Consider the following 23,616-nt stretch of genomic DNA (forward strand, 5'->3'; position numbering starts at 1 on the left):
TTATTTAGGCTGTTCAGTTTTAGCAAAGCCTTTACCAGGACCGTCAGGTAAAGCACAATCCTCTGGAGCTATATCATTACTATCAGTACGTGCAAAACCTTTTCCTGCAGTACTGCAATCACGCTTTCCGTTAATACCGCATGCTTGCCCTATTTCTTCATCAGCATCGGTTCTAGCAAACCCTTTTCCTTGTCCCGATGGTAGTGGGCAATTTTCTGCCACTATATCATTATCTTCTGTCCGTGCAAAACCTTTACCAGCACTGCTGCAATCATTAACTATAGTTTCTTTTTCTTTAACCTCAGACATTCTTAACACCCTCCTAAAATTTTTTTAGTTTTAAACATATTAACCACTATGTATTAAATGGTTCTTTCACCTGGCTGCCAGTCGATTGGGCAAAGACCGCCTGTCTGGAGTGCCTGCAGAACACGAAGTGTTTCTTCAATACTTCTTCCTACACTTAAGTCTGTAACGACTTGATAACGCAGTATTCCGTCAGGATCTATTATATACAGCCCACGAAGCGCTATTCCTTCTTCTTCAATTAGAACACCATAGTCACGCGCTACCTGCTTTGTAATATCTGATGCTAGAGGATAATCTAGTCCGCCTAGACCACCTTCATCGCGTGATGTTTTTACCCATGCTCTATGTGAATAAACACTATCAGTACTTACTCCCAGTACTTCCGCCCCAAGTTGTGTAAACTCGGCAATCCGTGAATTAAAGCCCCTTATTTCTGTTGGGCAAACAAATGTAAAGTCGAGAGGATAGAAGAAAAGAACAAGCCACTTACCTTGATAATCCGAAAGACTTACTACATGATCAAGCGACTCAAGATTTTTTGTAGTCGACATTGAAAAATCTGGTGCTTTTTTACCCACTTTAAGCATTATATTCTAACCCCTTCCATTGATAATTATTATTAATTAAATAATATTATCAATTTATTTGTTTGTCAATATTTTTTTAATAAAAATTACCAATTTTTTTAAAATTTTGTATATAAAAAATACTATGGCATATTAAAAGAATTTATTCTTTTTTTTAAAACAGTCAGTTTAAATTACCAGGAATCATAGGGCTTAAGAAAAGAAAAACTATTATTAAGTGCTAGCTTTTTGACATTAAAAATTGGAGGGATTCAAAATGGAGAAAAAATCAGCTAAAAATAAGCAGCTACGCCGCAAATCAAAACGTGCAGCAGCAGCTTTTGCCGTTGCTGCAATTATGGCTGGAGCTGCTTTACCTGGAATTCCAATGGCTCAAGCATCTGCCGCTGAAGCTCCTCCTGTCACCGTGAAACATGTTAAATCTGATAAAGCCGAAAAATCCAAACCACCAGGACGAGGCTGGCATGAACACAAGCACGGCTGGCCTAGCTCAGACGAAAATCAAGGCTGGTATGAAGATGGACGAATATATTATCGCAGTGACAATTATAACCATCACACTAATTGGCGTTTGGCTCACCAATACTTTAACCCAATTTCGTTTGTAAAAGATGCTGGTTATAAATATGGTTTTGATCGATACAGAGATTCCTTTACTCTAGTATCACAATCCCGTGATAGTGCTACAGTTATGGTAGAAAAAAACCTAACTGGTGAAAAATATATTGTCGACTTAGATCGAGACTATTATAATGATTGGAGTGTCGAAGACGTAAAACGAATTAAGTAGTTTTCAACAATTTGTATGAATGAGTATTACAACGTATAACTAAGCTAGATCGTAGCAAAATATAAAAACTAATAAAGATGGCCGATAGGAAAGATTGAGCAGACTCAACTTATGTGATATCATAGCTTTTACTTTAAATCATGTGGCCTGCGATACGCGTCAACTAAATATGTCCAACCTACTTTATTATATAGGGAATTTGATGATATGCAGCTGTCGCGCCTCCTAAGCGTGGATGACAAAAACATATCTTATAATACCCACCTGCGAGCAGCAGGTTTGGACATATAAAGAAGACGGTATTGCGGGCTTTCTTATTAAAAGAAGGGATTTACCAAAATGGTAAATCCCTTCTTTTAATAAGAAATAAGTCCTTTTTTTAGGCTTATGTATTAGAAATTAGTAAAGATTGACAGGCAAACACTGTAGGAATATACTTATAGTGTAAATATTCTAACTTTAGGGGGGCAATTATGAAAGCCGTATTTCTTAATGCCGCAAAATTGGATTTTGATAACAAATTAGATTTTTCACCACTTACTACTTTAACTACTTTAACTAATTATGACTCCAGCGAAAATGATGAGATTTTAGCAAGGGTTCAAGATCAAGATATTATTATTACCAAAGAGCTGCCAGTAGGCAGAGATGTAATTTCTCAGTTTCCTCCCTCAGTTAAGCTTATCTGCGAAGCAGGCACCGGTTACAATAATATTGATATCGTTGCCGCTAGAGAAAAAAATATTGATGTCTGCAATATACCAAGTTATAGTACTGAAGCAGTCGCTCAGTTAGCTATTACTTTTGTGTTAAATTTAAGTGCTTCATTACCTCAACAGCATCATATGTTATCGCGCAAAGATTTCAGTAATTTTACTAATTTCTTGAGCGTTCCGCATTTCGAGCTGCAAGGGAAGACACTTGGGGTTATAGGCGCTGGCGCTATCGGCCGAAACACTGTACGGCTTGGTCTAGCTCTCGGAATGAATGTCATTATATATGATCCGTTTCCAAAAACTTTTGGAGAAGACGTTAAGTTCGTTTCAATAGAAGAAGTGCTTAAGCAAAGTGATTTTATCTCTTTGCACTGCCCACTGACTGCCGATACAAAACATATCATTAATAAAGAAAGACTCAGCTTAATGAAGCCTTCTGCTTACATAGTTAATACATCAAGAGGAGCACTTATTAATGAAGCGGATTTAATTGAAGCTCTCCGCAACGGCCAAATCGCAGGAGCTGGACTTGATGTTCAAGAAATTGAGCCGCCATCTACGGATAATCCTCTTTTTGAGATGGAAAATGTTATAATGACACCTCATATTGGCTGGCGCCGTTATGAGTCCAGACAAAGACTAGTTAATTTGATGGGTGATAATATTAATGCTTTCATCGAAGGCAGCCCGATTAATGTTGTAAATAAATAGTTGTTGATTTCAAATATAAAGATAAAAGTGCGTACTAATAGGCACTTTTATCTTTTTTCTTTAGAATAATCTTCTGGATTTAACCACTCACCATTACCACGAGTTTCAAAGCTAATTTTTGCTTCATGGGTCAATTGTCGTAAAATACTTGGCAAGTCTCTTAGTAGTTCTTCTATTTCTTCCTCAGTTAGCTTTATATCAAAGTCGTTACTCATAAAACCTCCGCCAAATATGTAATATAGTTCTTTATAGTTGCTTTATTTTATTTAAATGTAACATAAGTTTTTAATATATATGTTAAAACAAAGTTAATTTAAGATAATGATTTCCCTAAATTTAAGTTTAAATATTCGTTAAGTGACTTAATCGTTACCTACCAAATCAGCTGACTACTCTAAAAACAGAAGGATTTAGCAAATGCTAGACCCTTCTGTTTTACGGTACCATAATATTACATGATAGTAATTTAACCAACAACATCAATTAATAATGCCCTAGCTGGCGCTGCTTCAGCTCCAGCAATATTAATTGGCGCTGCTACAAGTAAATATTCTCCTTCCTTGACTGAGCTAAGCCTAAGCCCCTCAATTATTACAATATCTGCACCGAATAACAACTTGTGAGTATCATGGTCTGCTTGGTTCCGTTCAATTCCTAATGCATCAATCCCTACGCCCTTAATGCATTTTTTTACCAAATATTCAGCTCCTGATTTGTCTAAATAAACAAAATCACCTTCAAGCAAGTTTTCAAAAGAATTCTTAGTCTTCAACAATATAAAATCACACTCTTGAATATTTTGGTCTATCAAGTGATCTTTTGTAATTTTCTCTTGAATAGCCTGTAAATCTAAGACCTTACACTTAGTTACAACCTTATCTAGCGGTAATTTATCAATTGTATATCCATTCAAAAGCATATGAAGCGGGGCGTCTACGTGTGTTCCTGTATGCAGATTCATTTCAATTTTACTTTCATACACCGAGTTAACGATAAAATCACTTTCAGTCTTTAGCGCAGGTCTTTTAGTGTTTTTACCTTTATACACTGGCATATCGTAATGAACACTCATAGATACGTCAAATATTTTCAATTACCTCTCCTCCTGTCAATCCCACCACTTACGGCCGTCACACTCTATTAGCTCGTTAGCTTGCCTTGGCCCCATAGTACCGGCTTGATAATTAGGATATTCAAGGTTCTTCTGCTTTTGATGCTCTATAATTTTATCGATAAAACCCCAAGCCGCTTCTACCTCATCCCATCGTGAAAACAAAGTATTGTCACCGCGCAATATGTCTAAAATGAGCCTTTCGTAAGCTTCAGGTGTATTCCCAGTGGTACTGCATGCATTACCTGTATCCATTCTAGTTGATATTATTTCTCCTGTTGTTCCGAATTTTCTGGTATTAAATTGAAAGCAAACTCCAACCTCCGGCTGTATTTTTATTACGAGAACGTTAGCATGATGATCAAATTTGTCCTTGAAGTATAGAAGCGGTGGAGCTGCTTTAAACTGAATAACAATCTTTCCCTCGTTACTTCCTAATCGTTTCCCTGTACGTATGTAAAACGGTGTACCAGCCCAGCGAAAATTTTGAACAAACAATTTCATGGCAACAAATGTTTCGGTTGTTGATGATGCTGAAATTTTCTCTTCTTCTTTATATCCAGAAACTGCTTTGCCTTCCACTAGTCCGCTGCCATATTGCCCAAAAACTATATTGTGGTCAATTGAATTAGACGAAAATGGCTCAATGGCTTGAATTACTTTCAGCTTTTCAGTTCTTATTGAGTCAGGGGTAAGTTGTACAGGTGGTTCCATAGCAACTAAGGAAAGCGTCTGAAGCACATGATTCTGTACCATATCTCTCATGGCGCCGGAAGTCTCATAATATCCGCCCCGACTTCCAACACCTGCTTTTTCACTTAATAGTATTTGGATATTGTCAATATACTTGTTATTCCACACAGATTCAAAAACAGAATTGCAAAACCTGAGTACCATAATATTTTGAATCATTTCTTTGCCAAGGTAATGATCAATTCGATAGATATTCTTTTCACTGAAGGCACCGCTTAATTTATCATTAAGGCTTTTTGCACTTTTTAAATCCTTTCCAAAAGGTTTCTCTATAACAAGTCTCTGCCAAGAACCGCTTCTTTTAGCAAGTTCATAACAGTGCAGCCCATTAACAATTGGCTCAAAATATTCAGGTGCTACAGCAAGGTAGAATGTCCTATTACCAGCTGTATTGTGTTTTTCATCTATTGATTCTAAATATGCCTGTAATCTCACGTATCCAGCCGAATCCAAAAAGTCAAATTGCAAATAATAAATCAAACTGCTCAATTTATCCCAAATATCTTTAGCTATTTTGTTACGGGAATACTTATTAATAGCTTGGAATGCCTCTTGCCGATATTGTTCAACAGTTTTTTCTTTTCTACCAATTGCGACTACTGCAAAACTTTCAGGCAGTAAGCTTTCACTGACAAGATTGTATAATGCTGGCAGCAGTTTTCTGTTAGTCAGATCACCAGTGCCGCCAAAAATGACAAGGATAGATGATATTTCTTTATCACTACTCACTAACACAGTTGTTTTCACCCCCTAGAAAGATTCCTAGAGAAATTAATACTCCTTCTAGAATATGTAGGGATTAGCTAAAAGTGTTTGTTCGTTGTTTTAAAAAAGAAAAACCGCCCAAAGAGGGCGGCGTAGTAGCAAAACAAGGTTAATTAGTTGTAGTCGTAGCGCGAGTTACTTTGACCTTTAATAAACTAATTACACTTGATAGTACAGCAATAGATAAAACAGAATATAAACCTTGTACTAGCCCCACAGCATAACTTCCCGATAGCACGACAGCAAAATCTATTACAAAGTTAACCTTTCCAGGATCCCAGTTAAATTCTCGCTGTAAATATAATGTTAGAATATTAGCCCCTCCAAGCGATGATCCATTTGAGAAAAGAAAGGCTACACCTGCCCCTATCATTACGCCACCTAAGATCGCACTTAAGAATGGATGGATAGCAAAACTAGTTATCCAACGATCCATTTCTGTCATAAACGATAAACTTACCACCGAAAAGATGGTCGAAAGAGTAAAGTTTACTCCCATCCGCATAATTGAAAGAATGTAAAACGGAATGTTTACCAATATAAACACAGTAGAAAAAGGTATTTGCCAGAAGTAAGAAGCGCTTAGGGCTAATCCCGCTGTTCCACCAGTTACTAGTTGCGCATGATGCATAATCAAGATGCCTACGCTCACAATTAAGCAACCTATAAGCATCTTAGTTACCTTCACCAAATTATTTAATGTCAAAAGTTTGACCATCATTATCATTCACCTCTCTCATCTATCAAAAATAAATCTTTATAATAAAAAAAGCCTATGCAGTTAATGCATAGGCCACATTGCCTTATCCAAATACTTGAACGAACGATCAAGTTTTTTGAAGCGTATTTCTTATATGGCCTTAATAATAACAGGAAAAAGACTATTTTGCAATATAAAATAAATTCCAATAACAAATAAAATATATTATTTAATATCTCTTCTATAGTATATGTTGCTACTTAATTTATTGACAAATCACTTCTGCCATCTTAACCTAAAATTATATTAGAAGTTGGATTTTTGAAAAATAATACTAAATTCAAAGGATTATCTGCTAAAATTTCTACAGAAACAAATTAGCATCTACGCATGTGACAATATATACTTTCTTACATGCATAAAAAGACAGCTCTAGGATAAGCTGCCTTTTTGAGTGAAATATTTTTATAGGCCTAACTGCTGAAAGCCATAATCCAAAAGTTTAGCCGCATCAGACCATCGATAATCGCTGTTAAGAATTACTGCAACTAGCTGAACATTTTTCCTTGTCGCCGATGCCACTAAACATTCGCCAGCCGCATTAGTAAAGCCAGTTTTTACTCCGTTTGCGCCTTTATATGTTTTTAGAAGCTTGTTAGTATTTGTCACATGACTGACAGCACCACTAGTAAAACGAACATCATGTTCACGGCTTGCAACAATTTGGGCAAATAGCGGATTTGACATTCCGTAAGACGTAATCAGCGCCAAGTCATAAGCAGTAGTAAAATGATTTATCGGGTCTGGCAAACCATGCGGGTTTGTGAAATGAGTGCGGGTTGCCCCAATTGCTTCAGCCTTATCATTCATCTTTTGGACAAACTGTGGCACTGAGCCAGCAACGTTTTCGGCGATGACTTCCGCTGCATCATTTCCGGAAACCAACATCATTCCATACAACGCTTCCTGCAAAGTTAACTTGTCGCCCGCTTTTAATTCTAGACTAGACCCGTCACACAAAGCGGCTTGTGGGCTTGCCACTACAACACTGTTGAGGTTACCTTCTTCAATTGCGGTAATAAGCGTAACTATCTTTGTAGTACTTGCTGGATACATAATGTCATTTGCTTTTTTGTCAAATAGTACTTGGAGATCATCTGCCTTCATTAAAACAGCCGCCTCAGCTTCTATTTTAGGTGGTGATGATGCAGATACGAGATTGGCAATAACCACAACAAGAACTATCGACAGTAATATAATCCGTTTTAGCATTAGCTCTTTCTCCCGAAAATAGTATTTTTATTAAGATCTACTTTCGATCAGAGCATCTTATTTTCCTTTTTTTTACTTTTATAGTAGTCTTGTTAAATTTTACTAAAAAGTAAAGCGTTTAAGTAAGGTCTGCAATTCACCAGCCATCAAGGATAAGGATTGACTAGAAGCAGCAATCTCTTCCATTGATGCAGATTGTTCCTCGCCCGCTGCAGAAACAGTAAGTGTCTGATCGGCCGTATCTCTGCTAATTCTATCTACTGCCCTAACTGATGAGACTATTTGTTGGCTTCCTGACGCCATTTGTTGGATAGCTGCCGAAATATCTCGAATTTGTTCCGACACCTGCCCTATTTGTGTTTGAATTTCAACAAAAGCTTGGCCTGCGTTATTAACTACCTCTGCACCAACCTTAGCTTCTTTAGTGCCTTCACTCATGGCAAAAACCGCTTGCTCAGTATCAACTTGCACGGCACTAATAAGATCGGCGATTTGCTTTGCTGCCTGTTGCGACTGTTCAGCCAGCTTCCTTACTTCTTCCGCAACAACTGCAAATCCACGACCTTGTTCGCCCGCCCGTGCGGCTTCAATCGCTGCATTTAACGCCAAGAGATTAGTTTGTCCCGCAATCCCTGAAATCGTCTCAACAATTTGTCCAATTTCTTTAGAGCTTTCCCCTAGTTTAGCAACAACATCTGCTGAGCGAGTAACAGTTAATTCTATGCTCTGCATTTGATTAATAGCTTTTTCCACTGTTTTTCGCCCATTAGCAGCAGCGTTATTGGCATTATCTGAAACAACAGCTACATTATTAGAGTTTGCAGCAACCTGCTGTATACTTGCCGACATCTGCTCTATAACCGCAACTGCTTCGTTGATAGCTTCTACTTGTTGCTGCGTTCCTTGAGAAATCTCTGTAACAGTTGAGGCTACTTGGTTTACAGCCTGTGCTGACTGTTCTGCACCCATTTTCAATTCACCCGATGAAATATTGACTTGCTCAGCTGCATTTGAAACTTGACTAATTAGATTTCTTAGATTTGCTGCCATAGTATCAAACGCCGTAATTAGCGCCTGGATTTCATCATTACCATTATAGGAAATTTGCTTCACTGTTAAATTCCCGCCGGCAATTGCTGCTGCCACTGAAACTACTTCTTTCAATGGTTTAGCAATACGGCGCGAAAACCAAATACCTAACACAATAGAAATAATTATTACTAAACAAGAGATACCTATAATCAGGTTTTCAATTGACTGCTCAGCTTCTTGACTTTGCTTAACCCTTAGATCCATCCGTTCTGTTAGAAAAATAGCAAAATCTTGGAGCTTTGCTTCTGCGTCAAAACTCGACTGAGCAGCTGTAGCTACGTAGCTGAGGGCCTCCTGTTGACCCTTTTGTTTATATATTTCAATAGTTTTATCGGTTACTTTATGATAATTGCTTAATGCTGCTTTGGTCTCAGCAACTTTTTGTTTTCCTTCTGGGGTAGTCAGGTTTTTCTCTAAAGACGCGAAGTACTTATCCATTTTTCTCCGAGATTCTTCATACTGCTGAAGATAAGTAGGGTTGCCTGATAATAAATAACCCCTTGCTTGATATCCTTGATTCTTCAGTTCGACTGTTACATCTTTAACATCAAAAACCAAAGGAGCACTGCGTTGCACTAGACCTACATAACCTTTTTGAACTTCATCATTTTTAATTTTGCTGTAAATAGTTAACCCTGAAAAGATTGTGGTAATAAATAGAATAAGAATGATGATTTTTGCCCCAATAGTCAACTGAAACTTACTTTTACTTAACACTTGCTCAATTACCCCCATAAATTTGATTAGATAAAAAACAAAAAATGCAGCCATGGCATACTCCCCCGACTACATTTTAACTAAAAGTTACTACAAAATGCAGTCTGGCAGTCATAAGGCATCAGCCTCTTAGACCCATAACTTTGCGTCATTACCTTTCGATAATTTTGCCAAATATTTAGTTTTTGTGACAAATTTTTGCACAACGTTACAAATTATACCAGGTGTAAAGTTGTCTGTCTACTATTTAGTTTATTAGTTGTCCTAATACTTATAATTAATTTAAATTAACTACTATTTACTTTGAATATAAAATAGCTTCAATAAACAAAAGATGAGCCAATACATGTTTGTTTTGGCCCATCTTTATTTAGATTGCGCAGTAAATTCAAAACAAATTTCCATCGACTGCAGCCTTAACGTCCTGAATTAGCTGTTCTCTTTCAATATACAATATTTCCGCTTCTTTCAAAGATATTTCTTGAAATACTATTAGACTTTCCGGCTTAAGCTGGCCTATTACAGCTATATCGACATTAGCGGCTTGGGCTATCTTAGGATATCCGCCCACTGTCTGACGATCAGCTAATAGTATGATAGGGCTACCATCAGGAGGTACTTGAATAGTACCTAGCGAGACGGCTTCTGAGATCATCTCTAGAGATTCCTTAAGTCTTAAGAGTTCACCAGACAACCTATACCCCATTCTGTCTGATTGAATTGTAACTTTGAATTCTCTATTAAAAAAGTTATATATGCTTTCTTCAGAAAAGTAATCAAATTGGATGCCGCGAATAACCCTAATCACTACAGCTTTCCCCTCCTGTGGAAGGTGGTTTCTACCAAAGAACCAGGAAGATGTCAAAAAGGCTTTACTTGTGCTTGCCATTGATAACTGCTTAATTAGACGGCTAGATTTTTTACTAATGGTATTTGTTGTAATTATATCACCTTTAGCTATGGCCCGCCCTTGAAAACCGCCAATTCCTGCCCGCAGATATGTACTTTTACTGTTCATTACCTCATATACATTGAATCCGCCAGCAACAGCGAGATAAGCGCGGCAGCCTTGTGTGCAGGCGCCAAATTCCAAAATACTGCCTCGTTTAATAAGGACAGGACGCCACATTGGTATTGACTCGCCGTCAACAATAGGGGATAAATCGCCACCAGTAATTGCTATTAATTTATCTTCACTAAATTTGAGTGCCGGTCCCATTATAGTAATTTCCAGTGCTGCTTCACCTTCGTCATTACCTATCAAGATATTGGCGATTCGCATGGAAAAGGTGTCCATTGCCCCACCGACTATAACTCCATGTTTTTGGTAGCCATACCTGCCTAAATCTTGAATCGACGATTGCAGACCCGGTCTAATAACTTCTATACTCATTGTTTTCCCTCCCTAAGCTTTTCATACTCTTTAAGAGAAATAGGGCGAAAACGAACAATGTCTCCTGCTTGAAGCAAACTAGGAGGATCTTCAGTGGGACGGAATAATTCCACTGGTGTACTGCCGATCAGCTGCCACCCTCCTGGTGTTGTTATGGGATATATTCCTGTCTGCATACCAGCAATACCGACAGATCTAGCCGGAATAGCAGTACGCGGAGATTGACGGCGCGGCGCGGCAATTCTTTCAGACATCCCCCCTAAGTAAGGAAAGCCTGGTGCAAAACCGATCATATATACTAGATATTCACCGCTTGAATGAATTTCGATCACTTCATCTATATTAAGCTTATTCTGCTCAGCTACATACGGCAAATCCGGTCCAAACTCACCACCATAACAAACCGGAATTTCAACTACTTTAGGATTACTTTTAAAAGAGCTCCCCAATTTCCCAACCGCTTCTTTCAAAATACCTGTCACTATCTGATGTGCCATACTATATTTGAGTCCTATCGCTTGTTTGCAATTCTTCATTACCACTAAAGGATTATAAAACACAGTTACACTAGAAAACGCTGAAACATATTCAATCATACCCGGGAAGGAATTTCTCTCAAGATATTCTCCTAAAGATTTAACTTTACTATTGATTTCTGGGCTGATACTTTTACCAAACTCAACCAAAACCGCCGTTTCACTTAGCGGTAGAAATTGAATGTCGATATTATTTTCTTTATTTACCTGATCCAAAAATATCACCTCTTTAGCTGCGAATAAGAATACTTTTGTTAATAAGTTCTGTCAGCAGCATTAGAAGGCTGACGGCAAATACTTTTATGTATTGTTCTTGCCGTCAGCCACACCTTTATTGCTCTATAGAACTCCAAGCTGTTCGTCGCGAACATCTGTTATAAACATATGCCCTGGAGCGTGGGTAATCATAAGCTCCGGTTTTACATGCATAGCTACTGCTTGCGGAGTTGCACCACATGCCCAGAAAACAGGAACTTCCCCAGGTTTAATTGTAACAGAATCTCCAAAGTCAGGTTTATATATATCCTTAATTCCAATACTTTCGGGATTACCGATATGTATTGGCGCTCCATGAACAGCTGGGAAACGTGAGGTAACCTGTACAGCACGAACTACATCTCTTTCAGGAATGGGTCGCATACTAACCACCATTGGTCCTTCAAATCTTCCTGCTTTGACACAAGAAATGTTGGTTTTGAACATAGGGACATTGCAATCTTCCTCAATATGACGAACTGAAATTCCATTATTCATTAACGGATGTTCAAACGTAAAGCTGCAGCCGAGAAGAAAGGCAACCATATCATCTTCCCAATAATCAATAATATCAGAAACTTCTTCGGCTAATTCGCCTTGCCGATAAATTCTGTATTTCGGAATGTCTGTTCTTAGATCGGCTTGTGGAGCTACAATTCTAGGAATAGGGCAACCTGGTTCAGTCACATCAAGAACAGGGCAGGGTTTGGGATTACGCTGACAAAATAAGAGAAATTCAAAAGCCAAATCTTTTTTAAGAATAGCGAGATTTGCTTGGGTAAAACCCTTAGCCATCCCTGAAGTTGGCTTTATCAATTCGTTATTTCGAATTAATGCACGTACCTGTGCTGACCTCATATTGGCAAGGTCTCTCATACCTTCACCTCTGCTATTAATTTTAAATTTATCTATTTAAATAATTTAGGAAGCTCATTTATTAATGTGTATCCGCCCATATAGGTCATAATCACTACAACGAAAATACCGAATATAGTCATCCAGATAGGATGCTTATACGCACCGACAATCTTTTTATTATGTGCCGCCAGTAAAATAGTACCTAGTGTTATAGGAAGAATAAGTCCATTTAGCGCACCCACCATTACTAATACTTTGACCGGTCTGCCAATTATTGCGAAAACTAGTGTCGAAATAATTATAAATCCGATAATAATGAAACGATAATTCGACTCCAATTTAGGATGGAAAGTACGGATGAAAGAAACAGATGTATAAGCGGCTCCAATAACTGAGGTAATTGCTGCTGCCCACATAACTATGCCAAATACTTTATAACCTGCAGCTCCAGCTGCCAGTTTGAATACGGATGCTGGTGGATTTGCTGCATCTATTGCTAAACCTTGGGAAACAACTCCAAGTGCCGCTAAAAATAATACAACACGCATAACTCCAGTAACTAAGATTCCTGTTACCGAACTTTTAGTTACTTCAGGTAAAGCATTAACACCTGTAACACCTGCATCCAATAGTCGGTGACCGCCAGCAAATGTTATATAGCCGCCCACAGTACCACCTACAAGCGTAACAATTGCCATCATATCAATCTGATCAGGAATTATACTTTTAACCATTGCTTCACCTACCGGCGGAGCAGATGTTATAGCTACATAGACAGTAAGAGCAATCATTACAAAACCAGCAACCTGGGTAAATCTGTCCATAGCTTTTCCAGCCTCTTTAACAAGGAAAATTGCAATTGCAACAACCGCACTAAAGATTGCACCATGTATTGGTGAAACACCAAGTATAACGTTTACACCAAGCCCCGCTCCAGCTATGTTCCCAATATTAAAAGCTAGGCCTCCCATTACAATCAAAAGTGCTACAAAATACCCTAGACCCGGAAGAACGCCATTTGCAATATCTTGACCGCGTTTGCCTGAAACAGCAATTATTCGCCAAACATTCATTTGCGCCCCGATATCTAGTATTATTGACATCAAGATAACGAACCCAAAGCTTGCTGCTAGCTTTTGTGTAAATACCGTAGTTTGAGTTAGGAAGCCTGGGCCTATGGCGGACGTCGCCATTAAAAAAGCCGCTCCTAATAGTAGATCCCAATTTGATTTTACGGTCATCGTCGGTTTAGTATCGTTTGCACTCCTTTTTACTGGTTCCATAATATTTCCTCCCTTAATTATTCAAAATTTACTTTCCTATAGCCTGTACAGCTACACTTGATTCGAGCAAATGCTCACGAATCTTACGAGCAAATTCCAGTGCATGGATTCCATCACCGTGTATACAGACTGTATCAGCCTTTATCGCAATTTCCTGGTCTTGCTGGGTCATTACCGTACTTTCCTTAACCATACGAATGACCTGACTTATAGCTTGATTATCATCCGTAATCAAAGCATTTGGTTGATTCCTGGGAGTAAGAGTTCCATCAATTTGATATGTTCTGTCGGCAAAAACTTCATGCGCCGTTCTTAGGCCAATCCGCTCGGCAGCACTAACTGAATGACTGCTGGAGAGACCAAATAAAATCAGCTCCGGGTCAACCTTGTATACAGCTTCGGCAATTGCCTCAGATAGAACCAGGCTTTTCGCGGCCATATTATATAGGGCTCCATGTGGCTTCACATGCTGCATTCTGCCCCCTTCTGCTTTTACAAAGGCAGCCAATGCCCCTACCTGATAAACAACCATATCATAGGCTTCTTTCGGAGAAATATCCATATTACGTCTGCCAAAGCCTGCTAAATCAGGCAAACCTGGGTGAGCTCCAATTGCAACATTATTTGCGAGAGCAGCCTTAACTGTCTTATTCATTACGCCCGGATCTCCGGCATGAAAGCCACAGGCAATATTTGCAGATGTAACAAACTTCATAATCTCTTGGTCTGACCCGATTGTATAAGCTCCAAAACTTTCTCCTAAATCACAATTTAAATCAACTCGATACAATGTCCATTCTCCTTCCTATGTAGCTCTTTGATTTTACTGCCTTCTATTTCAACCACCTCCGAATAGATGCAATAGCACTAGTTAAAAATTCACCTTGATTTTAGGGTAAAAAAATGCACTCCAAACAAAGATAATATTTGTTCGAAGCGCCTTTGCTTCAAATTACTATTTGTAGTGAATGCTTTACTGTCACTAATCATAGCATTGAAACTAGCTAGCGTAAAATTGAAATTTTCAATAAGCCCATTCAATTTTATTGAAACTGTTACTTTTGTCTATTAACATTACACATTTCTACTATTTTAGCATAACAATGTTGTTCATTTCTCAGAACTTCAACAGCCGCATCTTCGGTGACAGGTTTAAACCGCACTACATCTCCGGGCCTAGCCTGTCCTAACTTAGGCAAATCCCCCCAAATAACCCAGCCTATTTTGGCAAAGCCTCCAGTAGTCTGATGGTCAGCACCCATGATAAAAGGTAAACCGTTGGCAGCTATTTGAATAGCACCTTTACACATGGCATCAGACACTATATCTGCTTTGCCAATTGGAAAAACTTTAGGTCCTTTTAGGCTGTATCCAAGTCGATCGGACTTTTCTGTAATCTTATAACTGCTCGTAAACAAGATATTTATGGCTTTATCAGAAAACATATTCTCCTGCGGTCCAAGTATTACTCGCAGTTCAATCTGGTCAGCATATAGCGGAACATACTGGCTATCCATTATATGTGGGTGGACTTCATAAAAAATATCCCGTCCAATGCGTAAAACATCGCCCTGCCGTAAAGCTCTACCTTCATGCCCGCCCACTACAGCCCTGGAACACGTTGCCCTGCTTCCAAGCACTTTAGGTACGTCTATCCCCCCACGAATAGAAAAATAGCATCGATAGCCTGCTTGCGCTTGCCCAAATTTTAACTCACTGTTTTTAGGTACCAAAAACGAGGACCAGTTATGTATTGGCTTGCCATTAAGAGTTGCTTGCATATCGGCACCACAAATGGCTGCGATATTATCGCTATCGAATTTAAATACACCGCCAACTGCCGTCATCTCCATAACGGCGGCATTCGATGAATTTCCCACCAACATGTTAGAAACTCGATAAGCATACCTATCCATAGCTCCTGCGATAGGCATACCGTAAGCTTGATAACCCCATCGTCCTTCATCTTGGATTGTTGTAAAAACCCCTTGTTGAATGGTTGTAATCATTCGAATCACCGTCCTGCAAATAACTGACTTCAAGCTGATATGTTCCAGCTTCAATAGCTCGACGAATAATAAAATATTCTTCAATTGTAATCTCTGTGAAATGAAGATAATCTCCTGCCGAAACTAAAAATGGGTTAGGACTTAGAGGATTAAAAGCCTTTATTGGGGTCCGACCAATTAGCCACCATTCGCCAGGACTTTCAATTGTATAGAACCCAGTTTGATTGCCTCCAATACCGACTGAGCCTGCTGGAATCTTTGTCCGCGGTTTTTCCTGCCTAGGGACTGATATTTGCTCAGGTAATCCTCCAAGATACGGAAACCCAGGAGTAAAGCCAAGCATATACACAAGGTATGGTTTAGATGTATGCAGCTTTACTACTTCATTGGGTAATAGACCAGTATAACGGGCTACAAACTCTAAGTCTGGTCCCATTACTCCAGAATAGCACACCGGTACGTAAACAACCCTCGATGGTAAGCTTTCCTTGAAGTGTTTTATTCCGCTTAGAATTTCCGATACGTAATTAGAAAGCTGCGGACGGGTAATTATGAGAGGATCAAAATAGACAGTTACTGACCTATAAGTAGGAACAACCTCTATTAAACCCTTTAGTTGCTGATCATTTAGGTATTTAGTAAGCTGTTTCACAATTTGATTGATATCCGCACAAATAATATCTGCAAACTCTACTACAAGGCCATGGTCTCCTGCAGTTCGAAACTTAACCTTAGTTGTCCAATCGTTCATGTACCACAACTCGCTTTTTACGTGCTTCACACATTATTTTTTAGCAAACGCTCTTCCGTTAGTTTAATAAAAGACTTAATAGTATTAGAAAGCCATTTTTCTTTATGGTAAACCAGGTAAGCATCTGTCTTTAAGTCGATTCCCTGCCAAGGAAGTGCCGCCAAAGTCCCTTCAGCTAGTTCATTTTTTACTGCAGCCTCAGGGAGAACGGTAATACCCAATTTACTTATAACAAATTGCTTGATGGTCTGAATCTGACATATTTCTAAAACGGTTCGAGGTTTTACTCCTGCTTTAGCCAAACCTTCTTCCAATACTGCGCGATATCCACTGCCTGATTCAATAAAAATCAGTGTTTGATCTTTTAAATCTTTTGGCTGAACAATTTCTTTTTGTGCAATTTCATGTTCTGGCGAAGCTACTATAACTATTGGCTCCGGCCATAAAAAGTTAGTAATCAGATCAGCATCCCGAATATCTTTTTCAAGGAAAAATGCAACATCCATCATGTTTTTACGCAAAAGATTGCGGAAATCGCTGCTAATGCCAAACTTTAGTTTAATTTCAACATCAGGATAAAGCAGACTATATTCTTTTAGCAAGTCAGTTAAGTGATATACGCATAGTGATTCAGGCATACCGATAGTCAAAGATCCGCATGGCACAGCAAAATTACCAAGTTCGTTCTTTGCATCTTCGGAAATCCTAAGTATCCTTTCGGCATAATCATATAGCCTTTCACCATCAGTCGTAAGCATTAGCTGATGACCAAACCTTTCAAAAAGAACAGTATTTAATTCTTTTTCTAATAACTGAATATGGGTAGTAACTGAAGATTGTGTATAGCCAAGATACTGGGCAGCATGAGAGAAGTTGCCTAATTTTACAATACTCAAAAATGTTTTCAATTGGCGAATTTCCAAAAAAACAACCCCCAAAACAGTGCTTCGCTGCATTGCTAGTTTACATTATTAGTATAATTATACAGAAGTATGACTAAAAATACTATAATTTCAAAATTGTATTACTATATTCAAAAGAGCACTGACAGTTATAACCTATCTAGTGCCCTTGTTAATTATACGATATGTGCTTCATCGGGATTAAACGCTAAACTAATTTTGTTATACTGTTTTATAAAGCCTTCAACCTGACCACGAGGCAATCTTGCTGTTATTATTTGTTCACTTATCTTAACTATTACTCGGTAAGCTCCGATATCAGGTATTACTCTATCTACTATACCTTCTAACCTTACCCATTTATCATTCTGTTTTTCATTATCGGAGATTAAAAAAGCATCTCCTGGTATACAACACGTGTGCTCCTCACCTTTTACTTCTGCACTGTGAATAAATTGCCAGCTGTTAGCAATGCATATTATCATTCTTCCATCTTGGCCTTTGCTGACTTTACACGGCATAATATTGTCTACCCCAACTAATTTGGCGACATCTTTATTAATAGGCCTACGCATAAGTATTTCCGGCTTGTCGTCTTGAATTATGCAGCCATTCAACATTGCAATTGCCCGTTCAGCAAACAACAATACATCCGTAAAATTATGACTTACTAACAAAACTGCTATTTTTCGCTCTTTAGCCAATTGTCTGATTTCTTCAATCATATTACGGCTTGAATCTGCATCCAGAGCAGAAAAAGGCTCATCTAGCAGTAGTAATTGAGGATTAGTTACCAAAGCCCGAGCAATACTGACACGCTGGGTTTCTCCCCCTGAAAGCAGGCGGGCTGGGCGATCTGCCAGGTGGTCACAGCGAAAATCCTTTAAAGCTTGGTATGTAAGTTTTTTAATATCGCCGCCAGATATGCCGCGAAATTTTAATGCCAAAGCAACATTATCAAATACTGACCCTTCAAGCAGTATAGGCTCTTGAAAGACCATTGCTGACCGACGGCGCAATTGCGTTTTATTTGCTTGTCTTACAGTCTGCCCAAACAAACTAATTTGTCCCATGGCGTCATTTAGAAGATTAACAGTCTGTAGTAACGTGCTTTTTCCTGCCCCATTCGGACCAATCACAGCCGCAAGCTCCCCGTATCGCAGAGAAAACCGATCTATATTTAGAACTTTATTCCTATTTCCTCGCTCTAAGGAAATATTTTTCATATCTAATAAATTATCACTCATCTTACACTCTTTCCGCCATGCTGCAAATAAGTCAGCAATACTACAATACTATAGGCAGCTACAAGTAAAATAAAGCTGATCGCCATAGCCATATCGTAATTCCCCTTACCGACCTCCATGACAGTTGCTGTCGTCAGTACTCTTGTTTGACCTTTAATATTTCCGCCAACCATCATAGATGCTCCAACTTCAGATACAACACGTCCAAAACCGGCAATTACTGCGGCCATTAAACCTAATCGCGCCTCTTTAACAAGCAACCAGCAGGCTTGAAGTGGTGTCGCCCCAAGTGATAACAGCTGCCAACGAAACTTTGGGGTTATACTTAGAATTGCCGCAAAGGTAAGCCCAGCAACAATCGGCATAGCAATAACTGCTTGCGCAATAACCATTGCTGCCGGTGTATACATTAGCCCGAGCCCACCTAGAGGACCATATCGCCACAATAGCAAACTAACTACCAAACCGACCACAACTGGCGGTAATCCCATACCAAAGTTCACCAAACTGCTGAAAATATGCTTGCTGCCAAAATCCCTAAAGGCCAGCCATAACCCAAAAGGTACGCCAAACAGTACACTAATGGCAGTTGCTGATAGTGATACTTTTAGAGTAAGCAAAGCTACCTCAAAAATTTCGCTGTCAGCACTTGCAAGCAATTGATATGCACTTATAACGCCCTGTCCTATCATATCCATAAGCTTAATCCCTATAGTCCAATATCTTTCTCCGTTTTTCCGCCATCAGCAAAAAATAGTGGCTGGCCAAACTTATCTTTTCCAAAAGTGCTTATTAGGGACTGACCTTCGGCCGAAAGTAAGAAATCAATGAATGCTTTAGCTCCCGCGTTATTGGCCTTGGAAAATTTAGCAGGATTTACTTCCATTACATGATATATGTTTAATAGTTTTGCATCACCTTCAACTAATACCTCTAACGAAAGATTTTTCTTTTGAGCTAAGTATGTCGCTCTATCACTTAAAGTATATGCCTGTTTTTCATCGGCAATTTTTAGTGTCTGGCCCATACCTGCTCCAGCTTCCTTATACCATGGGCTGGCTGGTGTAATATTTATCCGCTTCCATAAACTTTTTTCCATTTTATGTGTCCCTGAATCATCACCACGGGATATGAAAGATGCTTGTATTTTGGCTAGTGCAGTTAAAGCTTCGGTAACATTCTTCCCTTTAATTAAGGCAGCATCATTCGGTGGCCCAACCAGAATAAAATCATTATGCATAACAAGCTTCCTATTAACAGCCGATCCGGCTGCGACGACTTTCTTTTCAGCATCGGGAGCATGTACCAGTAAAATATCCGCTTCACCCTTTTCTCCCATTGCTAAAGCTTGCCCTGTACCAACTGCAATAGTTTTTATTTTATAGCCTGTTTTGCTTTCAAAAACCGGGAGCAAAACATCCAAGAGGCCGCTGTCTTGAGTGCTTGTTGTGGTTGCCAGAATAATATCTTTATTTGCTGGTGCTGGAGGATTTGTCTTACCTTGTTGTGAAGTGCTCATAGCACAGCCAGAAAAAACAATAAGCATTAGCATTAAAACTAAACTACATAGTTTACGCACTAAAATCCCCTCCTCATCTGATATCTAAAAGCTCAAAAATATTTAATTCTGTATCAAAATACAAAAGACGCTGTCTAAGTATTTCACCCACTCCGGTCAAAACTTTTATTACTTCTTGGACCTGAATCGCAGCGGCAAAAGCTGGAGTAGCAGCTGGGTTCCCTAATGCAGTTTCTATTCCCTTATCAGAGCCTGCAGTAACTTTATATATCGATTCTAATCCAGCATCTTGAGGCAATAAAGTAGTAACTTGTCCGGTAAAGCCTGCAATTGCGCCATGAACTAAGGGGATGCCTAGTTGCCTGGCTGTTTTCGACACTAGTAACCTACAGCTTATATTATCTAAAGCATCAATAACGACATCAACCTCCGCCAGCAGCTCTAATGCGTTTTCAGCATCCAGCATCTTCGACACAGCCTCAACATGCACGTCCGAATTTACTTCAGCAATACGATCAGCGGCTGCTAATGCTTTGTTGACACCTAGGTTACTCTCTGTCGCAAGCAATTGACGATTAAGGTTATGAGGCGCAAAAACATCCCCGTCAATTACCCGGATATGCCCAACTCCCTGACGAGCTAATAATTCAATAACATTTCCCCCTAAGCCCCCAGCTCCGATAACTGCCACCCTTGCTTTCAGCAAACGAAGCTGACCATCAATACCGATTGTACCAATATTTCTTAAATACTTTTCTGGAACTAAGCCGGCTGATAGCATCTCGATTGAATCCTTACTGCTCATCAGCCGCCTCCAACTGGGGGAAACAGCCCAACTCTATCACCTTCGCTGAGAATACGATCAAGTTCTGCACTGGCCCCATTAACCATTAAGAGATGCACGTCCGAAGGTGATATTCCTATTGCTGACAGTAACCCTTTTACAGAACTATCTTCAGGCAGAGTTAATGTAAAAACCCCTGCCGTTGAAGCCTCGGGGGAAAACCTCCTCAAGGTAGCATAAAGTCGAACTTCTATCACCAATAAAATCCCTCCACTCATGTCGATTGTTTTAATCTTTTTTCTGCACAAAGCCGAGAAGCACTCGGTACGGTCCTGGTGTTCCAGGAGGGACAAGGGCAACACGGTCTCCAGGTATTATTTCAGCCTGACAAGGCAGAAATACTTTACCATTAATAAACAATATTTCTACTTTATCCTTTGTTATATTTAATCTGAGAAGCAGTTCTTCACCCGATATTTTTTCTTCCAATTCCCAAAAAAGCGGCATTGGCCATTTCCTGTCTTTAAAAATATCTGCAATGCCCATAAACCCTCGGAGTTCGATTGTACTCATATACTCCCTCCTAAAGAAACTGACTATCTTTACTGCAAGTAATTACCCTACCAGCATCACTCAAATCATAACCGCCTAATGCTTCAACCTCATTGCGAAATTCTGGAGATTTAAGAATTTCTAAAATAATATCTTGTGCTTGATCGTTAGATTCAAAATTTAGAATTATATCATACTGCTCCTGAGCAATAGGAATAAAATCTAAGTTTAAAGCGTTTGCAGCCGCTTCAACCCCAATAGCAGCATCCGCTGCACCTGCCAAAATGGAAGCAGCTGCAGCCATATGTGTTCCAACTTCCTTTTCATAACCATATATTTCGCTTGGAGAAATATTCATCTTCCCTAGTTCAAAATCAAGCAGCATTCGAGTGCCCGATCCTCTTTGTCTATTAACGAATGTTACATCAGGTCTTGATAAATCAATTAGGCTATGTATATTTTTAGGATTGCCTAATGCTACTATGAGACCTTGTTGACGCATAGCGAGATGAACTAATTGCCATGTATTGCTTCTGTTTGCTAATAATTTTTGGGCAAATGATAAATTGTAAATCCCTGTTTTGTCATCAAGCAAGTGTATACCAGCAATATGAGCCTCATTATTCCTTATAGCCATGATGCCAGCCATACTGCCGACATTAGCACAAGACAGCGAGCTATTTTCCGCCCTCCTGCGTAAAAATGATCCCAAAATCTCAAGAGCCATATCATGACTTCCAACTGCTAAAAGGTTATTAATCGGCTGGTTACCCCTTAGCAATTTTACAGGTACCACCGTTCCGGCACTAATGCCCGCACAGCTCTGTTCTAAACGTACAAGCCCTTGCGCCTTGGTAAGCGAAGATATTATACCAGCACCCCTGTTTAGCGGAACTGCCACCAGCCTGCCCTGTATATTTCCCACCGATACTCTAATAAATTCCTCTACGCCAATATTTGATACCAGTTGCTTAGTTAAAACAGCTTCAGTTTTTACTTCATCTAACACTTGCATTTTATGCTTAGCTAATATTATTTCACGAACAAATAAGTCAGCCGTCAGCATAGCTGAAACCGGATAGCCTGGCAATCCAATAACAGGCTTCCCTTGACATATCGCCAGTACTACCGGCTTGCCAGGTTTAATTGCTACACCATGAACTATCACTTCGCCTAACTCCGCAAGGACCGCAGAGGTAAAGTCCTCCGTTCCAGCCGAAGTGCCAGCATTTATTATGATCACATCAAACTCTTGCAAACAGTTAGAAACAGCTTGCTTAAGGGCCTCTCGCTTATCCTTAACGATTGGCATTCGTACTGGCTTTCCACCCCATTCAGTCACTGCCGCCGCCAGCATGTGAGAATTAACATCTAAAATAGTTCCTGGCTTAAGTTCGGCGTGGGTAGCCACAATCTCATCACCGGTAGGTATAACAGCAACTTTGGGCTGCTGCACCACAGGTATATGTTCAATTCCCGCTGACAGTAGTGCAGCAATATCAACAGGAGTAATTTTGTGATATTCCGGTAATACAATTTCGTTTGCTGCTATATCTTCGCCAATAATTCGCACATGCTGCCAGGGTGCTGCCGCAGAAATAACTTCTGCTGTGTTACCATCTAGATGAACGTCTTCTATCATAACTACTGCATTTGTCCTCGCTGGGATAACATCACCCGTATCAACAATATAGCAACCGCCAGGAACATATTGTTCGCCTTTCTCTAACAACCTAAGATGCCTCGGCGAAGTTTCTGTGGCCCCATAAGTATCCTCTGCACAAACAGCAATACCATCCATTGCCGATCCGTTATAATGAGGAACAGACTGTTTTGCATAAATAGAGGCTGCTGTTACTCTTCCAAGTGAAGTTTCTGATAACACAGTTTCTATTCGAGGATTCTCAAAAAATCCGTACTTTACTAGCTTTTGCTGCCAAAGTGCTTGGGCCTGCTGACGCTGAACACAATTTAGATATGATTTATTTCCACGCAAACTCTCAC

The 23,616-nt window shown here is 39.4% G+C and carries 25 protein-coding genes, 1 other RNA gene and 1 riboswitch; of the genes, 3 read left to right on the forward strand and 23 right to left on the reverse strand.

Going from position 1 to position 23,616, the window contains the following annotated elements; translation table 11 throughout:
• Window positions 1-309, reverse strand: coding sequence for a hypothetical protein (locus V6C17_RS03850; protein WP_333521225.1), 309 nt, complete (start codon window positions 307-309; stop codon window positions 1-3).
• 53 nt (window positions 310-362) lie between these two features.
• Window positions 363-896 carry a peroxiredoxin gene (locus V6C17_RS03855; RefSeq protein ID WP_333521226.1) on the reverse strand — a complete coding sequence of 178 codons (534 nt, stop codon included), beginning with the start codon at window positions 894-896 and terminating at the stop codon, window positions 363-365.
• 256 nt (window positions 897-1,152) lie between these two features.
• Here V6C17_RS03855 and V6C17_RS03860 point away from each other — a divergent pair, with 256 nt between their 5' ends.
• From V6C17_RS03860 to V6C17_RS03870, 3 genes are all read left to right on the forward strand, one after another.
• Complete coding sequence (locus V6C17_RS03860; protein WP_333521227.1) at window positions 1,153-1,686, forward strand: hypothetical protein; 534 nt, start codon at window positions 1,153-1,155, stop codon at window positions 1,684-1,686.
• A gap of 141 nt (window positions 1,687-1,827) precedes the next feature.
• A non-coding RNA gene (ssrS, locus tag V6C17_RS03865) (6S RNA) lies at window positions 1,828-2,001 on the forward strand.
• A 158-nt stretch (window positions 2,002-2,159) separates the two neighbouring features.
• Window positions 2,160-3,113, forward strand: coding sequence for an NAD(P)-dependent oxidoreductase (locus V6C17_RS03870; protein WP_333521228.1), 954 nt, complete (start codon window positions 2,160-2,162; stop codon window positions 3,111-3,113).
• Window positions 3,114-3,160: 47 nt separating this feature from the next.
• Here the strand turns inward: V6C17_RS03870 and V6C17_RS03875 are convergent, their stop codons facing one another.
• From V6C17_RS03875 to V6C17_RS03975, 21 genes are all read right to left on the reverse strand, one after another.
• The gene (locus tag V6C17_RS03875) at window positions 3,161-3,328 is read right to left on the reverse strand and encodes a hypothetical protein (protein WP_333521229.1); all 168 of its coding nucleotides are present in this window, start codon (window positions 3,326-3,328) and stop codon (window positions 3,161-3,163) included.
• Between the two features lie 251 nt (window positions 3,329-3,579).
• Window positions 3,580-4,206: a cyclase family protein gene (locus V6C17_RS03880; RefSeq protein ID WP_333521230.1), complete on the reverse strand. Its 627-nt coding sequence runs from the start codon at window positions 4,204-4,206 to the stop codon at window positions 3,580-3,582.
• A 15-nt stretch (window positions 4,207-4,221) separates the two neighbouring features.
• Entirely contained in the window at window positions 4,222-5,712 is a 1,491-nt protein-coding gene (gene zwf, locus V6C17_RS03885; RefSeq protein WP_333521231.1) for a glucose-6-phosphate dehydrogenase, read from the reverse strand.
• Between the two features lie 139 nt (window positions 5,713-5,851).
• Window positions 5,852-6,463: a YitT family protein gene (locus tag V6C17_RS03890; RefSeq protein WP_333521232.1), complete on the reverse strand. Its 612-nt coding sequence runs from the start codon at window positions 6,461-6,463 to the stop codon at window positions 5,852-5,854.
• A 444-nt stretch (window positions 6,464-6,907) separates the two neighbouring features.
• Window positions 6,908-7,714 carry a D-alanyl-D-alanine carboxypeptidase family protein gene (locus V6C17_RS03895; RefSeq protein WP_333521233.1) on the reverse strand — a complete coding sequence of 269 codons (807 nt, stop codon included), beginning with the start codon at window positions 7,712-7,714 and terminating at the stop codon, window positions 6,908-6,910.
• 102 nt (window positions 7,715-7,816) lie between these two features.
• Window positions 7,817-9,577 (reverse strand): methyl-accepting chemotaxis protein, encoded by a 1,761-nt coding sequence (locus V6C17_RS03900; protein ID WP_333521234.1) that lies wholly within the window; start codon window positions 9,575-9,577, stop codon window positions 7,817-7,819.
• 41 nt (window positions 9,578-9,618) lie between these two features.
• Window positions 9,619-9,705: riboswitch (cyclic di-GMP riboswitch) on the reverse strand.
• Between the two features lie 206 nt (window positions 9,706-9,911).
• Window positions 9,912-10,916 (reverse strand): biotin-dependent carboxyltransferase family protein, encoded by a 1,005-nt coding sequence (locus V6C17_RS03905; protein WP_333521235.1) that lies wholly within the window; start codon window positions 10,914-10,916, stop codon window positions 9,912-9,914.
• Complete coding sequence (pxpB, locus tag V6C17_RS03910) at window positions 10,913-11,668, reverse strand: 5-oxoprolinase subunit PxpB (protein WP_333521236.1); 756 nt, start codon at window positions 11,666-11,668, stop codon at window positions 10,913-10,915. Before pxpB (V6C17_RS03910) ends, V6C17_RS03905 begins: the two co-directional genes overlap by 4 nt.
• Before the next feature lie 123 nt (window positions 11,669-11,791).
• On the reverse strand, window positions 11,792-12,583 hold the full coding sequence (locus V6C17_RS03915) for a putative hydro-lyase (RefSeq protein ID WP_333521237.1): 792 nt from the start codon (window positions 12,581-12,583) through the stop codon (window positions 11,792-11,794).
• A 32-nt stretch (window positions 12,584-12,615) separates the two neighbouring features.
• The gene (locus V6C17_RS03920) at window positions 12,616-13,848 is read right to left on the reverse strand and encodes an NRAMP family divalent metal transporter (RefSeq protein ID WP_333521238.1); all 1,233 of its coding nucleotides are present in this window, start codon (window positions 13,846-13,848) and stop codon (window positions 12,616-12,618) included.
• A 28-nt stretch (window positions 13,849-13,876) separates the two neighbouring features.
• A complete protein-coding gene (locus V6C17_RS03925; protein WP_333521239.1) occupies window positions 13,877-14,638 on the reverse strand; it encodes a LamB/YcsF family protein in 762 nt (253 codons plus the stop codon).
• A gap of 265 nt (window positions 14,639-14,903) precedes the next feature.
• Complete coding sequence (locus V6C17_RS03930; RefSeq protein ID WP_333521240.1) at window positions 14,904-15,857, reverse strand: biotin-dependent carboxyltransferase family protein; 954 nt, start codon at window positions 15,855-15,857, stop codon at window positions 14,904-14,906.
• Window positions 15,811-16,608: a 5-oxoprolinase subunit PxpB gene (gene pxpB / locus V6C17_RS03935; protein WP_333521241.1), complete on the reverse strand. Its 798-nt coding sequence runs from the start codon at window positions 16,606-16,608 to the stop codon at window positions 15,811-15,813. Before pxpB (V6C17_RS03935) ends, V6C17_RS03930 begins: the two co-directional genes overlap by 47 nt.
• Window positions 16,609-16,634: 26 nt before the next feature.
• Window positions 16,635-17,531: a LysR family transcriptional regulator gene (locus tag V6C17_RS03940; RefSeq protein ID WP_333521242.1), complete on the reverse strand. Its 897-nt coding sequence runs from the start codon at window positions 17,529-17,531 to the stop codon at window positions 16,635-16,637.
• 155 nt (window positions 17,532-17,686) lie between these two features.
• Window positions 17,687-18,757, reverse strand: a complete 1,071-nt coding sequence (locus tag V6C17_RS03945; protein WP_333521243.1) for an ABC transporter ATP-binding protein — start codon at window positions 18,755-18,757, stop codon at window positions 17,687-17,689.
• Complete coding sequence (locus V6C17_RS03950; protein ID WP_333521244.1) at window positions 18,754-19,455, reverse strand: ABC transporter permease; 702 nt, start codon at window positions 19,453-19,455, stop codon at window positions 18,754-18,756. Before V6C17_RS03950 ends, V6C17_RS03945 begins: the two co-directional genes overlap by 4 nt.
• An 11-nt stretch (window positions 19,456-19,466) precedes the next feature.
• Complete coding sequence (locus V6C17_RS03955; protein WP_333521245.1) at window positions 19,467-20,336, reverse strand: substrate-binding domain-containing protein; 870 nt, start codon at window positions 20,334-20,336, stop codon at window positions 19,467-19,469.
• Between the two features lie 13 nt (window positions 20,337-20,349).
• Window positions 20,350-21,081 (reverse strand): HesA/MoeB/ThiF family protein, encoded by a 732-nt coding sequence (locus tag V6C17_RS03960; protein ID WP_333521246.1) that lies wholly within the window; start codon window positions 21,079-21,081, stop codon window positions 20,350-20,352.
• Window positions 21,081-21,317, reverse strand: a complete 237-nt coding sequence (locus V6C17_RS03965) for a MoaD/ThiS family protein (RefSeq protein WP_333521957.1) — start codon at window positions 21,315-21,317, stop codon at window positions 21,081-21,083. Before V6C17_RS03965 ends, V6C17_RS03960 begins: the two co-directional genes overlap by 1 nt.
• Before the next feature lie 31 nt (window positions 21,318-21,348).
• Window positions 21,349-21,633: a MoaD/ThiS family protein gene (locus tag V6C17_RS03970; protein WP_333521247.1), complete on the reverse strand. Its 285-nt coding sequence runs from the start codon at window positions 21,631-21,633 to the stop codon at window positions 21,349-21,351.
• Window positions 21,634-21,643: 10 nt separating this feature from the next.
• The gene (locus V6C17_RS03975; RefSeq protein ID WP_333521248.1) at window positions 21,644-23,608 is read right to left on the reverse strand and encodes a molybdopterin biosynthesis protein; all 1,965 of its coding nucleotides are present in this window, start codon (window positions 23,606-23,608) and stop codon (window positions 21,644-21,646) included.
• Window positions 23,609-23,616 lie beyond the last annotated feature (8 nt).

This window comes from Dendrosporobacter sp. 1207_IL3150 (genome assembly GCF_036763085.1).
GTDB lineage: Bacteria > Bacillota > Negativicutes > DSM-1736 > Dendrosporobacteraceae > JBAIYU01.

Coding starts and splice junctions, on each gene's coding strand:
- V6C17_RS03860 (WP_333521227.1), top strand. CDS start 1,153: ATGGAGAAAAAATCAGCTAAAAATAAGCAGCTACGCCGCAAATCAAAA.
- V6C17_RS03945 (WP_333521243.1), bottom strand. CDS start 18,757: ATGAGTGATAATTTATTAGATATGAAAAATATTTCCTTAGAGCGAGGA.
- V6C17_RS03850 (WP_333521225.1), bottom strand. CDS start 309: ATGTCTGAGGTTAAAGAAAAAGAAACTATAGTTAATGATTGCAGCAGT.
- V6C17_RS03855 (WP_333521226.1), bottom strand. CDS start 896: ATGCTTAAAGTGGGTAAAAAAGCACCAGATTTTTCAATGTCGACTACA.
- V6C17_RS03875 (WP_333521229.1), bottom strand. CDS start 3,328: ATGAGTAACGACTTTGATATAAAGCTAACTGAGGAAGAAATAGAAGAA.
- V6C17_RS03905 (WP_333521235.1), bottom strand. CDS start 10,916: ATGAGTATAGAAGTTATTAGACCGGGTCTGCAATCGTCGATTCAAGAT.
- V6C17_RS03915 (WP_333521237.1), bottom strand. CDS start 12,583: ATGAGAGACCTTGCCAATATGAGGTCAGCACAGGTACGTGCATTAATT.
- V6C17_RS03890 (WP_333521232.1), bottom strand. CDS start 6,463: ATGATGGTCAAACTTTTGACATTAAATAATTTGGTGAAGGTAACTAAG.
- V6C17_RS03970 (WP_333521247.1), bottom strand. CDS start 21,633: ATGAGTACAATCGAACTCCGAGGGTTTATGGGCATTGCAGATATTTTT.
- V6C17_RS03930 (WP_333521240.1), bottom strand. CDS start 15,857: ATGATTACAACCATTCAACAAGGGGTTTTTACAACAATCCAAGATGAA.
- V6C17_RS03960 (WP_333521246.1), bottom strand. CDS start 21,081: ATGAGCAGTAAGGATTCAATCGAGATGCTATCAGCCGGCTTAGTTCCA.
- V6C17_RS03895 (WP_333521233.1), bottom strand. CDS start 7,714: ATGCTAAAACGGATTATATTACTGTCGATAGTTCTTGTTGTGGTTATT.
- V6C17_RS03920 (WP_333521238.1), bottom strand. CDS start 13,848: ATGGAACCAGTAAAAAGGAGTGCAAACGATACTAAACCGACGATGACC.
- V6C17_RS03870 (WP_333521228.1), top strand. CDS start 2,160: ATGAAAGCCGTATTTCTTAATGCCGCAAAATTGGATTTTGATAACAAA.
- V6C17_RS03950 (WP_333521244.1), bottom strand. CDS start 19,455: ATGGATATGATAGGACAGGGCGTTATAAGTGCATATCAATTGCTTGCA.
- pxpB (WP_333521241.1), bottom strand. CDS start 16,608: ATGAACGATTGGACAACTAAGGTTAAGTTTCGAACTGCAGGAGACCAT.
- V6C17_RS03900 (WP_333521234.1), bottom strand. CDS start 9,577: ATGGCTGCATTTTTTGTTTTTTATCTAATCAAATTTATGGGGGTAATT.